Genomic DNA, 18,032 nt, shown 5'->3' with positions numbered 1-18,032 from the left:
CTTAATCATAACTCTCATTATAACATGTTATAATGGGAAGGCTTATCGTGTTTGCATGAGGAGGAAATAGAATGGCAGAACCGCTCAAGGCCATGTACAACGAGTCATTTCTAAGAGCGTTTATAGATATAGTGAAAAGGGCATACCCTTCATTTCCAGGTGAGACTTTCGTACGGCTGTCGCTTGGAGCGGGCTGGGACGAGCTGGAGCTGAAAGGGAGAATGCGCCGCATCACGGAGAGCTTGGGAGCGACGCTTCCCGCCGATTATGAACAGGCTCTCGATGTGCTGGAAGCCATTGCGGACGAATGCCGCGGCTTCCCGTATTTGATTTTCCCTGATTTTGTAGAGGTCTACGGTTTGGAGCATTGGGAGCGATCCGTGTCGGCGTTGGCGAAATTCACGCGAATGTCGTCGTCCGAATTCGCCGTAAGACCCTTCTTAAAAAAGGATCAACAGCGGATGATGGCGCAAATGTATGAGTGGAGCCAGCATCCGAACGAGCATATACGCAGGCTTGCAAGCGAAGGCTGTCGTCCTCGCCTTCCGTGGGCGGATGCGCTTCCCGCGCTGAAGCGGGATCCAAGTCCGATATGGCCGATCTTGGAGCAATTGAAAGCCGACCCTTCGGAATACGTGAGACGCAGCGTAGCGAATAATTTGAATGACATCTCGAAGGATCATCCCGAGCAGGTTCGGTCGATCGCGCAAGCTTGGATTGGCCATAACGAGCATACGGATTGGGTGATTCGCCATGCTTGCAGGGGGTTGCTGCGCGCAGCCGATCCGGAAACGATGGCGCTGTTCGGGATCGTGCCTCAACCGGATATCGAGGTGACGGAATGGTCGGTTAACCCGCTCGCCGTAGAGATAGGAGGAGCGACCGAATTCCGCTATGAATTGCTGGCTCCTCAAGGGGAATCGGTGAAGCTGAGAATCGAGCTAGCGGTTCTGTTCCCTCGCTCCACGGGTAAATCGTACCGTAAGCTATTTAAGCTCAGCGAGAAGACCGTATCGGGCGGTAGCGCTCTTCAGGGCGGCCGCCGATTCTCCTTCGCGGACCTGTCTACCCGCCGCCATTATCCAGGCATTCACCGGCTTACGCTTGTCGTGAATGGACAAGAAGTCGCTTCCGTTGAAGTTGAACTTTACGAAGGCGCGCAACCATCCGATTCGGACGCGAAGCGGACGGGGGGAGGTTCCGGAACCCGATGACCATCGGAGCAAGAGTACTGAAAACAGGGATCGCGGTCGCCTTAGCGTTATGGATAGGGGAGCTTGTCGGGCTTGGATCCCCTATGATCGCGGCTATTGCGGCTATTTTTACGATCCAACCGTCGATCTATCGCTCTTGGATGCAGGTTCTGGAACAAGTGCAGAGCAACGTGCTCGGAGCGATTATCGCCATTACAGCCGTGTGGCTCGTCGGGAATACACCGATTCTGGTCGGCCTAGTCTGTATCGGCGTTATTCTTCTCTGCATCCGCTTGAAAACCGAAGAGACGATCGCGCTGACTCTCGTTACTGTCGTCGTTATCATGGAAGCTCAAGGCCAAGGCTGGATGGTGGCATTAGATCGGTTAGCCGCGATTTTAACGGGAATGGTTTCGGCATTCGCGGTTAACGTTGCGATTGCTCCGCCAAGACATCGGAATCGGTTCCTGAAGCAAGTGGAGGAAGTTCAATCGATGTTATCCCGCTTGCTTAGGACGGTCGTGTCCAACGAACTGAAGGAAAATGTGTTCAGGAAAGAACAACACGAACTTCGTAACAAGCTTCGCAAGCTCGACGAATTTTACGAGCTATTTGCCGAGGAGCGGGTGTGGAGGAAAAATTCGCGGCAGAAGCGCGTTAGGCTGCTAGTCGTGTATAAGGGAATGTTGACCTCGCTCGAACGGGGATATGCGCTCATCGAAGCGGTTGAGGACCACTATTGGGCCGTGTCCACGGGTAAAGCTTGGAATCGGCTCATTGACCGGCAGATAGAGACGTTATGCGGTTATCATGAGCAATTGTTATGGAAATGGGCGGGGAAAATGAAGCCGGGAGCATCGGCCGCCGCTCCGCCCCCCGAGGCCTCCATTCTGTTGACGGAGCTTATCGGGGAAAATACGGAAAAGGATTTGAACGCTCGGGCTCGCCTGCTGGTCATCACTTCAGCGGTGTATACGTACGAAGAGCGGCTTCGGCGCTTGGATAAGCTGATGGAGCAATGGTTGCAGCGTCAGTACGATTTGGAGCTCCCGCAAGAGGACTAGCATCTACATACCCAAAAGGGCTAAACAGAGGAAAACCTCTGTTTAGCCCTTTTGGCGTGATGGACCATAAATCCGTTATTTCTTCCCGCGGGCCATTTGTCTGCGGGGGTGATCGATCTTTCCTTGTTTGTCGATATCGTCTTCTTTGGGGACGAGGCGAGGGTCTGTCCGGCCTTCATGATGGTTATCGAAGCTGAACTCGGTCTGCGTCCACTCGGTTTCACCAAGGATCAGATCGGCTGGGAAAGTATCCCCGCGTTTTAACGTAACCTCTTGTCCGGCCTCATTTTCGTATACTCCATCCACTTCGACTTTTTCACCGGACATGGGCTCCATCTTATTAGATTCGCTCATCATGTATTCTCCCTCACAATCCGTGTTTCGGAACGGCTGCCCTGTCGGCATTCGACTGAAGCTGACGAGCTCTCTGCTGGCCTTCTCCTGTTTGATCTGCCTCCGATTGAGCTTTGCTGGCCGCTTTCTGGTTGGCGGAAGGGTTTTTGCCTGACATGGTGGACATTCCTCCTTTGCTTTCGTTGCAACTTAGGTTGCCACGGGAGAAGGAGCGTTATGCTACGCAACAGGTCAATTGTAGTGGGATTCTAATTTGCGGCCGCCGAGCCACATTAGGATCAGAATCGCTATTCCCAGAACAATGCGCCATGGATTATCGGCCATCGCCTGCAGATCATGTCCGATGAAGGAGAGCCCGAAGGTCATGACGGCTTTACCAAGCGCCATTGCGATCAGGAAAGTATGTAATGGAATTTTCGATAAGCCGGATGCGATATTTACGATAACGGATGGCGAGAATGGGAAGCAAGCAAGCAAAAAAATCGGAGTAAAGCCTTTGCGTTCGATGTAGCTGAAAAACTTCTCGGATTTCGGAAATTTTCGGCGAATCCGATCTCCATAGCGATAGCCAAAACGTCTCGCCAGCATGAATACCACTAACGATCCGGCTGTTACCCCGATCCAAGAGTACAGAAAACCTAGCCACATTCCATATGCCGCTGCATTGGCCACAATGAATACGACAAGAGGCAGGATAGGCAACAAGGCTTCTAAGAAAGGAAGTAGGATACCGGGAAGAGGCCCGAACTGAGAATAGCGGTGGAGGAGATTTTTGATCTCCTCCAAATTTATGTCCTTCGCATAGGAAATCCATTCGTGCAGGTTCATGGTGTATGACATCGTCCAAATGAAATGCGCATTAAGCATACTCGAGCTCCAATCGACCCAGCCGGCTATAATTTTTATTTCGATCCTTTTGCGGGAGGTAGAGCTTCTCCCTTGAACAGCCGGAAAGGAAAAAATACGTAAAATAGGCTAATGATGATGAATAAAATGCCCGCCAAGCCTACGACGGAGGATTCGCTATATCTCGTTGCCAGCAAACCGCCGATAATTGGTCCGACCATGCCGCCGACTCCTTCCACCGTCGAGAATACACCCCAGCCGAGGCCTTGCTGGCCGGGAGGGACATAAGCCGCGAGTAAAGCATTCCAAGCGGGGAGTACCGCAGCGTAAGAAATGCCCAGTACGAATGCCCAGAAGAAGGCGAGAACGATCGGAGGCTGCTGAGTGAGGGCGAACAGCACGATCCCGAACGCTAGAAATCCAATGATAAGGAACCATTTCTTGCCGAGCGAATCGGACAGCTTTCCCATTGGAATCAGCCCTATGATCGTACAGCCACCGCCGATGATGAGCAGAAGAGAATAATGGGATGCGGTCATCCCAAGGCTGTTTACCGCGAAGCTTGGCAAGATCGGAAGTAACATCCCGGCTCCAAGAGTTTGCAATACCATTCCGGGCATTAACAGCTTCATATCGCGCAGTCGGCTCCCGAGAATGGCTAATTGTTGCTTGAAGGGGACGACATCGATATGGACGCTTCGCCCGCCGACGATGAATAAGGACAAGAGCAAAGCGAGAAGAGCGACGAGGGTCATTACCCAGTAAGTGAGATCAAGATCGTAGTCCAGCAATAAATTCGTGACGACGGGACCGCTCCCGAGTCCGACAAGCCAGACCGTATACAGGAATCCCATTTGCGTTGCCCGCTGATCTTCTTTAACCCTCGTTAAGCAAACAATCCATATCGGGGAAATTCCGATGCCGTATATAGCAGCGGACATAATGAATACCCAAGGGACATCTGCGAATTGCAATGCTGCAATCCCTATGAACGAGAATACTAAACCGACGCTGACAACGACGCGGATGGACAAGCGATCAAGTAAATAACCGATGGCCAATTTCAATCCGGTATCCGTAATATAGTGGGCGGTAATCGCCGCTCCGATCACGTCAAGATTTAGCCCTAGAGCCTTATCGCCGTAAATCGGGAGGAAGCTGATCAGTGCGGCTCCCCTTACGAATTCCACAAGAAACAATATGGACAGATACAACAGCATGTCCGATTGAAAAAAGGACTTCATAGAAGACTTGCTCACAAGTAGCTCTCCTTTAGAGGAACCTCAATCTGATTCGAAACCGAGACGGAAGCGGAAGCCTCTTCCATTATATGCAATTGATGAACAATATCCAAGGCGATGCTATCCGAAGCGCTTTTTTTCTTCAAAGCTTTCAGTGCGTTCAGCATCTCGAATCGTCTTCCAGGCTTATGGAATAGCTCCTTAACCGCACTTAATAGTTCTTCAATGGTTTGGCAAATCAGCGCGGCTCCTTTGTTCTGCAAATAACGGGCATTGTTGCGCTCTTGTCCAGGGACGGGGCGATAGAGGAAAAGGGGCAGTTCCGCGGTGATGGCTTCGGATAACGTGAGCCCGCCCGGCTTCGTTATCATGCATGAGGAGATAGACATTAATTCATCGATGCGTTCGACATATCCGAGCACGGTAACGTCTGAGTTGGTTTTGAAGTGATCCTTCAGCATTTTCTGTAAGGGTTGATGCCTTCCGCATACGATTACGACTTGGATGTCGCCATTTAAAATCATTTTTTGGCAGAACAACGCGATGTCGAGCCCGCCCATGTTAGCGGCGGCCATCAGAAGTATGATCGGTTTATGGGGATGCAAGCGATATTGGGTTGAGGGGACGGCGGTATCGTTCGTAAAGCTGGATCGAATGGGAATCCCTGTTGCGGCGACTCGTTGCGATTGGATGCCTAGTTCGCAGAGCTGCCTGCTTATATCATCCGTCGCGACATAATATTTATCCACATCGGGGTGAACCCAGCGCAGATGGAGATCAAAATCCGTTACGACGTTGTACATCGGAATTTTTCTGCCCATTTTCTGCATAATGAAGGGCAAAACAAGAATAGGGAAGGTGTGGACGATTGCGTCCGGTCGTTCTTTAGCGACAAGCTTTCGTAAAGTGACCGCGCCGAAAGAATGAAGCCACGTAGCGAACATCGAATCGGACTTCATGCCTTTGGTCGCTTCGTACACCCATCCGTATACTTGAGGCAGAACGTGGTAGCTTTTGTTATATACATAACGACTGACCCCATTGATAACGGGGTGCGACTCGGCCAGTAGATCGATCATTCTCACGTCGATGTTACCTTGCTGCATGAAGCTCTGTCTTAATGCGGTTGCCGCTTGCCAATGGCCTTCTCCAAAGCGTGCGTACAGAATGAATATTTTTCTCTGTTTAGCCATAATCGCCCTCGCTTATCCCCGTTAGTCGGAACGAATCGGTTCTTCGTTCACTGTAACGCCCGAGTGTTAAATGGGGATAAACGAGAGGGCGCGGACCCTAAAAATTAGATCAGAAGATTAAATAAAAGAGGATCTTTGTTGAGTTCGATAAACTGGAAGCCCTTTCCGTTCATGCGCGCGACGAGGTTCTCGTAGTCTTCCGGGCTCTTTAGCTCAATGCCGACGAGAGCGGGGCCGTTCTCCTTGTTGTGCTTCTTCGTATATTCGAACTGTACGATATCGTCATTCGGTCCGAGAACATCATCCAAGAACTCTCTAAGGGCGCCTGCCCGTTGCGGGAAATTGATCATAAAATAATGCTTTAAGCCTTCGTAAATAAGCGAGCGTTCCTTGATTTCCTGCATCCGATCGATATCGTTGTTGCCGCCGCTTATGATGCAGACGACATTTTTCCCGCGCAGCATCTCGTGATCCATGGCCGAGAGGGCCGCAACGGTCAGCGCTCCCGCAGGCTCGGCAACGATGGCATGCTCATTGTATAGCTCCAAGATCGTCGTGCAGACGCGCCCCTCCGGAACGAGAACAATCTCGTCCAGCAAGTCGCGGCAGAGGGCGTAAGTGAGCTCGCCTACCCGTTTGACGGCCGCTCCGTCCACGAATTTATCGATTTCGGTCAACGTGACAACATGTTGAGCTTCCAATGCCCGTTGCATGGAGGGGGCTCCTTCCGGTTCTACTCCGACGATCCGGGTGGAAGGGCTGATCGCTTTCATATAGGACGAGACGCCGGCAGCCAAACCGCCTCCGCCGATCGTTAACAAAAGCAAGTCGATAGAGGGTGCGCCGCCTTCGATGATTTCTTTGCCGACGGTTGCGTTACCCGCTACGATACGGGGATCATCGAACGGATGAACGAACGTTATTCCTTCTTCTTGGCTTACCCGGATCGCTTCGGCATAAGCATCGTCGAAAGTATCGCCGGTCAAGCGAATGTCTATCTTATCTCCACCGAATAACCGGACTTGATTGATTTTTTGCCTAGGCGTCGTGGCCGGCATGTAGATGATTCCGGGGATATCCAGCTTCTGGCATGAGAAAGCGACGCCTTGCGCATGGTTGCCCGCGCTGGCGCAGATGACTCCGTTGCGGCGCTCTTCCTCGGACAAGGATGCAATCAGATAATACGCACCACGGATTTTGAAGGAGCGCACGACCTGAAGGTCTTCGCGTTTCAAATAAACGTTACAGCCGAATTTCGCGGATAGAGCTCGATTGTGCTGCAACGGAGTGGGGTTTACCACATCCTGAAGGACGCGATGGGCGTTTAGTATATCGGCAAGGGATACGAGTGGAGTAGGATTGTGGCTGGTCATGCGTGATCATCCTTTCTGGGGTTTAAGTTTAAGTCAGAGTTCAAAAAGTCAGGTTTTCAGCACCGAGAAGGTTGAATGAAGCTAGGGACTGAGGAGCGGAGCGTAGGCAAAACCTACGTGAGCACCGGAAGGCCCGGCTGAATTCAAGATTCGATGTCGAATGTACTACTTGCGCTGCTTCGTGATCAAAAGATGACTTTTTGAACCACCTATAAGGGTATAAAAAAACCGCCCCTGTGAAAGGGACGGACGTTATCCGTGGTACCACCCTCGTTCCAAACTTTACATCCGATGGATGCAACGTTAGGCGCTCGTGTGTCGTATAGTGTATACGACGTCCCGTAACGTGGGCAAATCGTCTGCGCCTACGGATGATTTTCGGCGCCGCTTCTCGGGGAGGATATTGTCCTGGGTTTCGACCGTCGGCTTGCAGCACTTCGCCGACTCTCTGGAGATCGAAGGAACCAAGCAACGTGTTCCCGTCATGGAATGTAATTATTGTTATACGCTTCCGGTTCGCGGAAGTCAATGCCGATTTGCCTAATTTAATAATGCAAGCAAAGGAGATTCGGATGAAGAAGTTGTTCGTAAGTCTTTTTATTCTTGTGTTTATCGTTGTCATTGCGGGAGTCGGAGCGCTCTATTACGCAAAACCCGATCAGAGCTTGAATTTGGCTTATGAGAAGGTGCCGCTGAAAGACCGGGCAATCGATATGGTCAAGAGAAGATCGCCCGATCTCCTGCTGACTTCGGAGGATTTGAACAATCTGGCGAAGAAGTCTGTAGCGGACAATCCGCAAGTCGAGAAAGACGTAGTCGTGACTGGGGCGGACTTTGTTTTGCAAGGGGACCTACTCACAGCGGATTTGAACGTCATATGGAAGGACAAAGTTTCGGCAGGCATACAGATCACCTATCGCCTGACTTGGAATGAGCCGAACGTAGTGGCTAAGGTGGAAAAAGCCAAAATGAAAGGAATTACGCTGCCCAAATCTATGTTCTCCGACCGGGTAATCCCCATAGCAGAAGATTTGCCCAAACTATTGAAGATCAAGGATCTCCAATGGGAAGGAAGCGACGTCAGGGTGATATTTCAGAAGCCCTCGTTGAAGGATTTGCAACAGTTGATCGTTGGATAGTATTGGGAAATCATTTGCATGATGCTTAAATATAATTAAAGCCGGCTTTAAAACTTGTATTAATGGGCTGAAATAAACTAGAGTGATAGTGATAGAGATGCGATACATCATTATGAGAGTTGGTGCGTAATTTTGAAGAAATTAATATTTATGTTTAGTTGCGCGATATTGGCATTTTCATTAGCGGGGTCGGCATCTGCAGCTGAAAAGCCGAGAGCGGTTCAAGTCGAGTTGGACGGCAAAACCGTAGATTTCGGCTCGGATATCGTTTTTACTAAGGGTAAATCTTATGTCGAATATGCTGCACTATTCAAATTGTTAGGTTACAATTCCGATTTAGACCCTAGTACGAAGGCTATATATGCCAAAAAGGATGAAACGGAAATTGAAATATACATTGATGGGGACATTGCAATCGTTAACGGTATGACGGTTGCCAGCACAGGGGAAGTACTCCGTAGGGATGGGCGCACGTTAATCGGTCTCCGGTTTGCGGGAGCGTTAACCAACCATGCTGTCGATTGGATCAACCCCTCTAAGAAGATTTCGATTACATATACGGGACCAACGGATGCGGAGAAAGCAGCCATACATAACGTGTTTAATAAGATGCTGCTAGTCGAGGCAGCCGGCGATAGCGAGGGGCTATCCGGATTAATGTCGGAAGATACCGTAATGGATATCTCGAACGTTATGGAACGCTGGAAGACTTCAAGGACGAAAACCAATATCGAAAGCTTCGCGATTCAATCGTATAGCGACACGGTAGCCGTCGTTAATTTAGTTGAAAATACGGCGAAGGTCAGCGGCGACTTCTTCCCGGATAACCTGTCTAAAACACGCTATACGTTGCACAAGGACAAAGCCGGTAATTGGAAAATTTACAGTATCGAAGTGCTGGCACAGCAACTGACGAACATTCCGGGTCTATTCGAACAGAAGGCTACGGTTTCTGATGCGGATAAGACGGCGATGAACAAGCTTTTCGCTGACCAAGTAAAAGCTGCGAACGAGAAAAACGTTGCCGCTTACTTAGCGACGCTGGTCGACTTCGCGGAAAAAGATCAACTGAAAGGCACTCTTGATCAATTATTCGCAACGACGACTTTTAAAATAACGACCGAAAATTTGGTTGTCGTCCAATATAACGGCTCGGATAAAGCCACGTTGCTCATCTCTATGCTCACTGAACAGGAATCCGGCGGAGTGAGCTCCAAAACTCGCTCTATCGTCCTTAACGAAGCCAAGAAAATAGACGGAAAATGGCTCCTTCAAGCCGAAGCGTCCATTCTATCCAACGAACAACTTTAAGCAACCCCAAACAAAAAGAGACGAGTCCGAAGTCGCCTAGGCGTCACGGATCGTCTCTTTTCACGTTATCCCTTTGGTTCAGGAAAAGGATAATGGCAAAAAGGTATTAGATGGCGATTAAGGGTTAACGCATCAGCGATCAAGCTTGAATTCTTCGATGAGCGCAGGAACGACCTCGAATAAGTCCCCGACGATCCCGTAATCGGCTACGCTGAAGATCGGTGCCTCGGGGTCTTTGTTGATGGCGACGATGACGCGGGAACGGCTCATTCCCGCGAGATGCTGCACGGCGCCGCTGATGCCGCAGGCAATGTAGAGGTCGGGGGTGACGGTTTTGCCGGTTTGCCCGATCTGGAGGGCATAATCGCAATAACCGGCATCGCAGGCTCCGCGCGAAGCGCCGACCGCTCCGCCGAGCAGGCCCGCGAGCTCCGCGAGCGGGGCGAAGCCGGCGCTACTCTTCACGCCGCGGCCGCCGGCGACGATAATCCGCGCCTCCGCTAAGTCGACCGAGCCGGAAGCCCGCCGCACCACATCGCGCACGATCATGCGCGACTGGGGAGGGGCGAACGGCACGGTGCGGATTGGCGCGGCTGGCTGCCCGGCGACCGTGGCGGCCGGGGCGAAGTTATTCGGGCGAACGGTGACGACCGTCGTGAAGCCCGGCATAAAGGCGCGCCGCTCAAGCGCCTTGCCTGCGTGTAACGCACGCGTAAAGACGATGCGTCCGTCCGCGCCCCTAGCGGCGGCGAGCGCATCGGAGATTTGCCCTGCCCCGAGGCGAGCTGCCAGCCGCGGGGCAAGATCGCGCCCGATGGCGGTGTGGCCCAGCCACCACCGCGCCTCGGGCGCCAGTGCTCTCGCCGCCTCCAGCAGGGCGGCGAGGTGCACTTCCGGCGCATAGCGGCCAAGGCTGGGGTGATCGACGACGATCACCTCATCCGGGCCGTGCTGCGCCAGCATTCCCGCGGCGGCTTCGCCCGCGCCGTCCGCGCCAAGCAGCAAGACGGCGGTGAGCTTGTCGCTGTCTTGCATGCAGCCCTTGGCTGCGGCAATCGCCTCCAGCGATACTCGCCGCAGTTGGCCGTCGCGGCATTCCGCGACTACGATATGTTGGTTCATCGCTGCGCTCACCTCGCCTTCAATACTTGTGCTTCGTTCCGAAGCAGGGCAATCAGCTCAGCCGCTTGCTCCTTTACCGTGCCGCCGAGCTTCCGGCCTTCCGGCCGATCCGGCGGCGCCTCGCAACCTACGCGCTCCGTTCGGGCCGAGGCCTCTTCTCCCGCGAGAAGCTCCTTGGGCGTCAGCTCAGCCAGCGGCTTGCGCTTCGCCTTCATAATGCCGGCAAGCGCCGGATACCGCGGTTCGTTCAAGCCTTGCTGCGCGGTCAGTAAAGCAGGCAACGCCAACTCCCAGCTCTCGCTATCGCCTTCCGCATCGCGAATGACGTGTAATGCGCCGCCCTCCGCCCGGCAATCGACAATGGCACCCGCATGCGGCCAACCGAGAAGCTCGGCTACGCGGATGGCAACCTGTCCCGCACCGTTATCTACCGACAGATGGCCGGCCCATACAAGCTCGTATTCGCCCTGCCGGATGGCTTGGGCCAGCAACAAAGACAGAACCCTTTCGTCCGGCTCTCCAACCGTACGAATCCACACGGCCTCATCCGCGCCCATTGCCAGAGCGACCCGCAAAGTCTCCGCGGTTTTCTCGTCTCCCGCCGAAAGGACGGTAACCGTTCCCCCATCCGCTTCCTTCATCCGCAAAGCCGCTTCCAACCCATATTCGTCGTAAGGATTAATGACCTTTTTGACTCCCGAATTCTCGATCTTGCCGTTCCGTACCGAAATCGGTTCATCCGTTGCGATGACGGACTTGATCAACACCGCGATGTTCATGGCGTCCTCCTTGTAAACGGATTCGCAGAATAACGATAGTAACCGCCGAGCCATGTCCTTTTTTGCCGATGTGGGCATATGAAGGGTCGTCTCAGGAATAAATTTACGAGTATCAAGACGATTGAAGGGTCTCACTTTCATCGTATGACCTTCGAGGAAGGTTCAGAAGATCGCGATCGCTCCAAGGGGGGCACGAGCAAAGGGGAGCGAGGTGGGCAGCTCGATGAATGGTTGGCTGGTAGCGGCCGTCACCTTGTGCGGAATCGGGTTCTTCAGTTGGATTGTTGTAGGCAAGATCAGGCTTATTCTAAGCGGTGCGCCGGATAGGGGGATCAAGCTGGATTGGCGGCGCGCGGCAAGGGCGGGTGGGCAGGTATTCGGACATCGCAGGCTACTACAGGATCGCCGCAGCGGCGGGATGCATCTTGTGCTGTTCTACGGTTTCCTGATGCTTCAGCTAGGCGCGTTAGAGCTGCTGTGGAAAGGGCTAATCGGACAACCGCTCGCTTGGGCGGATAATGATGTTTTCTCGCTCATGCAGGAGTTGACGGTGGGTTTGGTTATGCTCGCGATTGTCTATGGGGCTTACAGGAGGTATGGAGAGAAGCTTCCGAGATTGCCTAAAGGCTGGAAGCCCGTGCTTGTCTTGATTTGGATTGCGGCGCTCATGCTGTCCGTTGCCTTCACGCTGGCGTTCGATCGATTAAGAGAACTTTCCCCTTCGTCGTTAACTGCTCCGATCTCGTCGGCACTAGCCATGGGGATGGTAAAAATAAACGGAGGAGCACAGGCGAATTGGGCGGAAATCGGCTATGAAATATCGTGGTGGGCGCACCTGTTGTTGCTGCTCGGTTTTCTCGTCTATGTTCCGCTCTCCAAGCATTTTCATATTTTTACGGCACCAGTGAACTGGCTCTTGCGACCGCTCGGTCCGCCAAAGATGACCAAATTGAATCTGGAAGACGAGACGGCGGAGAAATTCGGAATGAACTCGGTAGAAGATTTAACCCGTAAACAAAGGCTTGATCTGTTCGCGTGCGTGGAGTGCGGGAGGTGTACCGACGTATGCCCGGCGGCTAATACGGACAAAGGGCTCTCACCAATGCATCTGATGACGAAGCTTCGGGATACTTTACAGCGCAAAGGGCTGGAATTCAAACCTGCGGGCGAGGTGACGAACGGAAAAACGGCGGTCATGGATATTGGCGGAACGATGGCATGGCAATCGAGTGGATGGATGAAGAGCAGCAACCCGCGACCCATCGAGTTGATCGGGGAGGTCATTACGGAGCAGGAGCTGTGGGCGTGTACGACTTGCAGACATTGCGAGGAGCGCTGTCCCGTAGGCAACATGCAGTTGGCGCCCATACTGGAGATGCGGCGTTATCTCGTTCTAACGGAAGGCAAGATGCCCTCGGAAGCAAGGCGAACGCTGCAAAATATCGATCGACAGAGCAATCCCTGGGGCTTCCCGCGTCAGGAACGAACGGCATGGATGGAGGAGTTCGCAGCGAAGGAAGGTTGGCGAATTCCGACCCTTCGCGATAATCCCAAACCGGATTGGCTCTGGTGGGTAGGGAGCATGGGAGCATATGACAGGCGAGCCCGCAAGGTTACGTTCGCCTTTGCTAGATTGCTGAAGGAGGCCGGCGTATCTTTCGCCGTGCTCGGGACGGAGGAACGCAACTCCGGGGATACGCCGAGGCGGCTTGGAGACGAGTTTCTATTTCAAGAGTTATGTCGAACGAACATTGATACTTTCAAGCGGTATGGCATCACGAGAATCGTTACGACTTGTCCGCATACGTATCACTTATTTCGCAACGAGTATGCGGGTTTCGATTTTGCAACCGAGGTGAAGCACCATACGGAGCTATTGGCCGAACTGTTGGAACAAGGGAAGCTAAGCGCTAATAATCCTGTTCCGACGACGATGACGTTGCACGATTCTTGTTATTTGGCCCGATATAACGGGATCGTTGACGCCCCGCGTTCGATACTGTCCTCTATCCCGGCGCTCGCGACAAAGACGATGGCACGTTCGGGCAAGCAAGGGCTGTGCTGCGGAGCCGGAGGAGGCCGCATGTGGATGGAGGAACCGGGGCGGCGGGTTAATGAATTGCGCACGGCCCAAGCGCTCGCCACCGGTGCGCAAGTGATCGGTTCGGCTTGCCCCTATTGCCTGACGATGATGGAGGAAGGCTTGCGCAAGCATGGAGAAGAGGAGCGCGTCGAAGCGTTGGATGTTGCGGAATTGTTGGCGATGTCTGTATTTGGAATGGGGACATAATGACCCGAGAGGAGTGGGGACCTTGTGGAATGTACGGAAAGCGGCGGTTATCGGAGCGGGGGTGATGGGAGCGGCCATTGCCGCCCATTTGGCGAATGTCGGTATTCCGTGCCTGCTTCTCGACTTGGAAGGGCTGGCGGCGAAAGGGATCGCGCGGTTGAAGGAGACGAAGCCGTCGCCGTTGTACGAAGCTGAGTTCGTTGCCCGAATACGGCCGGGCGATCTGGACCGGGATCTAGCTCTGTTGTCGGAGTGCGACTGGGTGATCGAGGCGGTCTCCGAGAAGCTGGAAATCAAGCATAGCGTATGGAGGCGCATAGATTCAGCCTGGAGGCCGGGAATGATCGTCAGCAGCAATACTTCGGGCTTGTCGATTAATGAAGTGACCTCGGTGTGTAGCGAGTCCTGTCGCCGCCATGCGATGGTCACGCATTTTTTTAACCCTCCGCGATACATGAAGCTATTAGAGATCATCCCATGTGAGGATACGGATCCGCGAGTAGTCGAGGACGTCGCGTTATTTTGCCGGCAGCGGCTCGGTAAAGGGGTGGTGAAAGCCAAAGATACGCCAAATTTCATCGCGAACCGCATCGGAACTTATGCGATGCTAGTGACGCTTCAAGCGATGGAGAAGCACGGGCTAACGGTCGACGAAGTGGATGCCGTTACGGGGCCGCTGATCGGAAGGCCTAAGAGCGCTACCTTTCGCACGTTGGATTTGGTGGGATTGGATACGTTCCTGCACGTATGCCGCAACGTCAGAGAGAACGTGGCCGATCCCTTGGAAGCGGCTGCTTTCTCAGCGCCGGCGATTATAGAGGAACTGGTAGCCAAAGGCTGGCTCGGCGAGAAGAGCGGCGGCGGTTTCTATCGGAAGAACATCGCCGCTAAAGGTAAGGATCGAATCCAAGTGCTCGATCCGGGAACGATGGCTTACGTTGCGCGGAGCAAGGTTTCTTCACCCGCATTGGAAGCCGCTAAGATGGCGGCGGGAACAACGGAGAAGTTGCAGGCATTGCTAGCGGCGGCGGATCATGATCGTTTGGCCGCGTTTGCCCGGGACGTTCTGGAGGCGACGCTTTGTTATTCGGCGGAGAAGCTGGGCGAAATCGCAGACACCGCGATCGACATCGATGAAGCGATGAGATGGGGGTTCAATTGGGAGCAAGGCCCGTTCGAAACTTGGGATGCTCTTGGCTTGGCGGAGACGGTGTCCAGGCTTGAGGGAAGAGGAATCGCAGTTCCTACCCCGATCGCCGCTATGTTGAACAAGGACTCGACTTCCTTCTACGCTCGGCGTTCCGGAAGCCTGTTTTATTACTCGCAAGGCCAATACAAATCCGTTCAAGAACAACCGGAGGAATTGTCCTTAAGATCGCTGAGGGATCGCGGCAAAACGATATTCGCGGGAGACGGCGCCAGGTTAATCGATCTTGGCGACGAAGTCGCTTGCTTGGAATTCCACTCGCCGCATAACGCCATCGGACCGGGAGTGCTGTCCGCAATTCGCCAGGCGTCTGAGGAGGTAAACCGCAATTGGCGGGGGCTCGTGCTCGCCAACGAAGGTCGCAACTTCTGCGTCGGGGCAAATTTGATGCTGCTGCTTATGGAAGCCGAGAACGGGGAATGGGAGGAAATCGAGCTTATCATTCGCGAGTTCCAGACGAGCATGAAGTCGCTCCGCGTGATGCCTCGTCCGGTCGTGGCGGCTCCGCACAGGATGACCTTGGGAGGGGGCGTGGAAGCTTGCTTGCCGGCTGATCGGATTTTGTTCTCGGCGGAGACGTATTTCGGTCTTGTGGAGACGGGAGTAGGGTTGGTCCCTGCCGGGGGAGGATGTTTGGCAGCCGCCGTTATGGCGCAGGAACGAGCGGAGATGGCTGGATTGGATGACGTGACGGCGCCGATCTCTCAATTGTTCGAAACTATAGCGATGGGAAAAGTGTCGGAGAGCGGGTTTCATGCCAAGAGGCTAGGCTACTGGAGATCGGGCGATGGAGTCGTCATCCGCGAGGAGTCGAGAATCGCAGAAGCTAAGAGCGCGGTATTGGAGCTGGATCGCAGGGGCTATGCAGTCCCCTTGCCGGATAGGAACGTGATCGTTGGCGGTAGGGAAGCGGCCACTGTCCTGAAGCTGGGAGTATCCTCGATGAAGCGCAGCGGCTACATTTCGGATCATGACGTTCTCATTGCGACGAAGCTTGCCGAGGTGCTCACCGGAGGAGACGTGCCGGCAGGCGCGACCGTGCGGGAGCAGCATTTACTAGACCTGGAGCGGGAAGCGTTCCTCAGCCTATGCGGACAACCGCTTACGCAATCCCGCATGCGCCATATGCTCGCAACCGGCCAACCTCTTCGCAATTAATTGGGCCACCCTAGCGAGCGAGAAACCCAAACCCACGCTCCCATAGTCGCAAAAACCGACTATAGCGAGCGAGAAACCCAAACCCACGCTCCCATTGTCGCAAAAACCGACTATAGCGAGCGAGAAACCCAAACCCACGCTCCCATTGTCGCAAAAACCGACTATAGCGAGCGAGAAACCCAAGCCCACGCTCCCATAGTCGCAAAAACCGACTATAGCGAGCGAGAAATCCAAACCCACGCTCCCATAGTCGCAAAAACCGACTATAGCGAGCCAGAAACCCAAATCCACGCTCCCATAGTCGCAAAAACCGACTATAGCGAGCGAGAAACCCAAACCCACACTCTCATAGTCGCAAAAACCGACTATAGCGAGCGAGAAACCCAAACCCACGCTCTCATAGTTGCAAAAACCGACTATAGCGAGCGAGAAACCCAAACCCACGCTCCCATAGTCGCAAAAACCGACTATAGCGAGCGAGAAACCCAAACCCCCGCTCCCATAGTCGCAAAAACCGACTATAGCGAGCGAACATCTCGAAACTTCAAGGAGGGAGAGCTATGACTGGCAGAGAAGCCGTCATCGTCTCGGCAGTACGCTCGGCGGTTGGCCGAGGGAAGAAAGGCGGCTTCGCGCAGACGCGGCCGGAAGATCTGGGAGCGGCGGTGTTGCGGGAAGCGGTCCGGCGCGCTCCCGGTTTGCAGCCCTCCGACATCGACGATGTCATTTTCGGATGCGCGATGCCCGAGGGAGAGCAAGGGCTTAACGTGGCCAGATTGATTACGTTGCATGCGGGGTTTCCCGTTCATGTTCCCGCGGTTACCGTGAACCGGTTTTGCGCGTCGGGCTTGCAGGCGATCGCCCAAGCGGCGGCGGCTATTCAGGGCGGCGTCGCGGATACGATCGTCGCCGGCGGGGTGGAGAGCATGAGTCGAATCCCGATGACCGGATTCAAGCTTTCTCCGCATCCGGGCCTCTACGATGCGATGCCTTCCGCGTATATGGGCATGGGGCATACGGCGGAGCTTGTCGCCAAGCGTTGCGGAGTGACGAGACAAATGCAGGATCGATTTGCGGCGGAGAGCCATCGCAAAGCCGCTCTAGCTGCGGCATCGGGCAGATTTCAAGAAGAAATTTTGCCGATTCTCACAACGGTATCTACCTCCGATTCCGATGGGCAAATACAAACGAAACATCTCACCGTAGCGAACGATGAATGCGTGCGTCCGGATACGAGCGTAGAGAAGCTGGCGGGTCTTAAACCGTCTTTCGCTCTGAACGGAACCGTAACGGCCGGGAATTCCTCTCCCTTCAGCGATGGAGCGGCAGCCGTCGTTATGATGAGCCGAGAGAAAGCCGCAAGCCTGGGCATTCAGCCGCTTGCCGTTTTCCGCGCCTTCGCGGCAGCAGGAATTCAACCGGAGATCATGGGGCTTGGACCGGTTGAAGCCGTACCCAAAGTGTTGAAGCAGGCGAAACTCACGGCGGAGCAAATTTCCCTGTGGGAAATTAACGAAGCTTTCGCGGCGCAATGCCTGCCGGTCATCGACCGGCTAGAAATCGATCCGGAGCTCGTCAATGTCAACGGAGGCGGAATCGCGCTGGGGCATCCCCTAGGCTGCACGGGAGCCAAATTGACCGTGACCCTGCTGCACGAGTTGCAACGGTTAGGCGGGGGATACGGCGTCGTTACGATGTGCGTGGGCGGGGGGATGGGAGCGGCAGGAGTGTTCGAGGTCGTGTGAACCGGAAATCGAAGCTT

Annotated in this window: 15 protein-coding genes; 7 read left to right on the top strand and 8 right to left on the bottom strand. The window is 53.9% G+C overall.

Annotated elements, in window-relative coordinates:
- Window positions 1-71 precede the first annotated feature (71 nt).
- Both L3D05_RS11140 and L3D05_RS11135 read left to right on the top strand, forming a co-directional pair.
- Window positions 72-1,214 (top strand): DNA alkylation repair protein, encoded by a 1,143-nt coding sequence (locus tag L3D05_RS11140; RefSeq protein WP_239616131.1) that lies wholly within the window; start codon window positions 72-74, stop codon window positions 1,212-1,214.
- On the top strand, window positions 1,211-2,257 hold the full coding sequence (locus tag L3D05_RS11135) for an FUSC family protein (RefSeq protein ID WP_239616130.1): 1,047 nt from the start codon (window positions 1,211-1,213) through the stop codon (window positions 2,255-2,257). Before L3D05_RS11140 ends, L3D05_RS11135 begins: the two co-directional genes overlap by 4 nt.
- A gap of 75 nt (window positions 2,258-2,332) precedes the next feature.
- Here the strand turns inward: L3D05_RS11135 and L3D05_RS11130 are convergent, their stop codons facing one another.
- The 6 genes from L3D05_RS11130 to ilvA all read right to left on the bottom strand — a co-directional run bounded on the left by L3D05_RS11130 (window position 2,333) and on the right by ilvA (window position 7,264).
- The gene (locus L3D05_RS11130; RefSeq protein WP_439647939.1) at window positions 2,333-2,614 is read right to left on the bottom strand and encodes a transposase; all 282 of its coding nucleotides are present in this window, start codon (window positions 2,612-2,614) and stop codon (window positions 2,333-2,335) included.
- Window positions 2,615-2,624: 10 nt separating this feature from the next.
- Window positions 2,625-2,768 carry a hypothetical protein gene (locus tag L3D05_RS11125; RefSeq protein WP_239616128.1) on the bottom strand — a complete coding sequence of 48 codons (144 nt, stop codon included), beginning with the start codon at window positions 2,766-2,768 and terminating at the stop codon, window positions 2,625-2,627.
- A gap of 74 nt (window positions 2,769-2,842) precedes the next feature.
- On the bottom strand, window positions 2,843-3,478 hold the full coding sequence (locus L3D05_RS11120; protein ID WP_239616127.1) for a TVP38/TMEM64 family protein: 636 nt from the start codon (window positions 3,476-3,478) through the stop codon (window positions 2,843-2,845).
- 35 nt (window positions 3,479-3,513) lie between these two features.
- Window positions 3,514-4,716, bottom strand: coding sequence for an MFS transporter (locus tag L3D05_RS11115; protein WP_369417966.1), 1,203 nt, complete (start codon window positions 4,714-4,716; stop codon window positions 3,514-3,516).
- Window positions 4,713-5,891, bottom strand: coding sequence for an MGDG synthase family glycosyltransferase (locus L3D05_RS11110; RefSeq protein WP_239616126.1), 1,179 nt, complete (start codon window positions 5,889-5,891; stop codon window positions 4,713-4,715). Before L3D05_RS11110 ends, L3D05_RS11115 begins: the two co-directional genes overlap by 4 nt.
- Window positions 5,892-5,995: 104 nt before the next feature.
- Window positions 5,996-7,264, bottom strand: a complete 1,269-nt coding sequence (ilvA, locus tag L3D05_RS11105; RefSeq protein ID WP_239616125.1) for a threonine ammonia-lyase IlvA — start codon at window positions 7,262-7,264, stop codon at window positions 5,996-5,998.
- 572 nt (window positions 7,265-7,836) lie between these two features.
- Between ilvA and L3D05_RS11100 the strand changes: the two genes are divergently transcribed.
- Window positions 7,837-8,403, top strand: coding sequence for a hypothetical protein (locus L3D05_RS11100; protein ID WP_239616124.1), 567 nt, complete (start codon window positions 7,837-7,839; stop codon window positions 8,401-8,403).
- A 132-nt stretch (window positions 8,404-8,535) separates the two neighbouring features.
- Complete coding sequence (locus L3D05_RS11095) at window positions 8,536-9,714, top strand: copper amine oxidase N-terminal domain-containing protein (RefSeq protein WP_239616123.1); 1,179 nt, start codon at window positions 8,536-8,538, stop codon at window positions 9,712-9,714.
- A gap of 132 nt (window positions 9,715-9,846) precedes the next feature.
- On the opposite strand, the gene L3D05_RS11090 is transcribed toward L3D05_RS11095, so the two are convergent.
- Window positions 9,847-10,836: an electron transfer flavoprotein subunit alpha/FixB family protein gene (locus L3D05_RS11090; RefSeq protein WP_239616122.1), complete on the bottom strand. Its 990-nt coding sequence runs from the start codon at window positions 10,834-10,836 to the stop codon at window positions 9,847-9,849.
- An 8-nt stretch (window positions 10,837-10,844) separates the two neighbouring features.
- On the bottom strand, window positions 10,845-11,615 hold the full coding sequence (locus tag L3D05_RS11085) for an electron transfer flavoprotein subunit beta/FixA family protein (protein ID WP_239616121.1): 771 nt from the start codon (window positions 11,613-11,615) through the stop codon (window positions 10,845-10,847).
- Between the two features lie 223 nt (window positions 11,616-11,838).
- Here L3D05_RS11085 and L3D05_RS11080 point away from each other — a divergent pair, with 223 nt between their 5' ends.
- The 3 genes from L3D05_RS11080 to L3D05_RS11070 all read left to right on the top strand — a co-directional run bounded on the left by L3D05_RS11080 (window position 11,839) and on the right by L3D05_RS11070 (window position 18,015).
- The gene (locus tag L3D05_RS11080; RefSeq protein WP_239616120.1) at window positions 11,839-13,905 is read left to right on the top strand and encodes a (Fe-S)-binding protein; all 2,067 of its coding nucleotides are present in this window, start codon (window positions 11,839-11,841) and stop codon (window positions 13,903-13,905) included.
- A gap of 13 nt (window positions 13,906-13,918) precedes the next feature.
- Window positions 13,919-16,270, top strand: a complete 2,352-nt coding sequence (locus L3D05_RS11075; protein ID WP_439647947.1) for a 3-hydroxyacyl-CoA dehydrogenase/enoyl-CoA hydratase family protein — start codon at window positions 13,919-13,921, stop codon at window positions 16,268-16,270.
- A gap of 560 nt (window positions 16,271-16,830) precedes the next feature.
- Window positions 16,831-18,015: a thiolase family protein gene (locus L3D05_RS11070; protein WP_239616119.1), complete on the top strand. Its 1,185-nt coding sequence runs from the start codon at window positions 16,831-16,833 to the stop codon at window positions 18,013-18,015.
- Window positions 18,016-18,032: the final 17 nt, after the last annotated feature.

This window comes from Cohnella mopanensis (assembly GCF_022352055.1).
GTDB lineage: Bacteria > Bacillota > Bacilli > Paenibacillales > Paenibacillaceae > Cohnella > Cohnella mopanensis.
The sequence above is the reverse complement of the archived record's forward strand: the minus strand, read 5'-3'. Positions and strand labels throughout refer to the sequence as shown.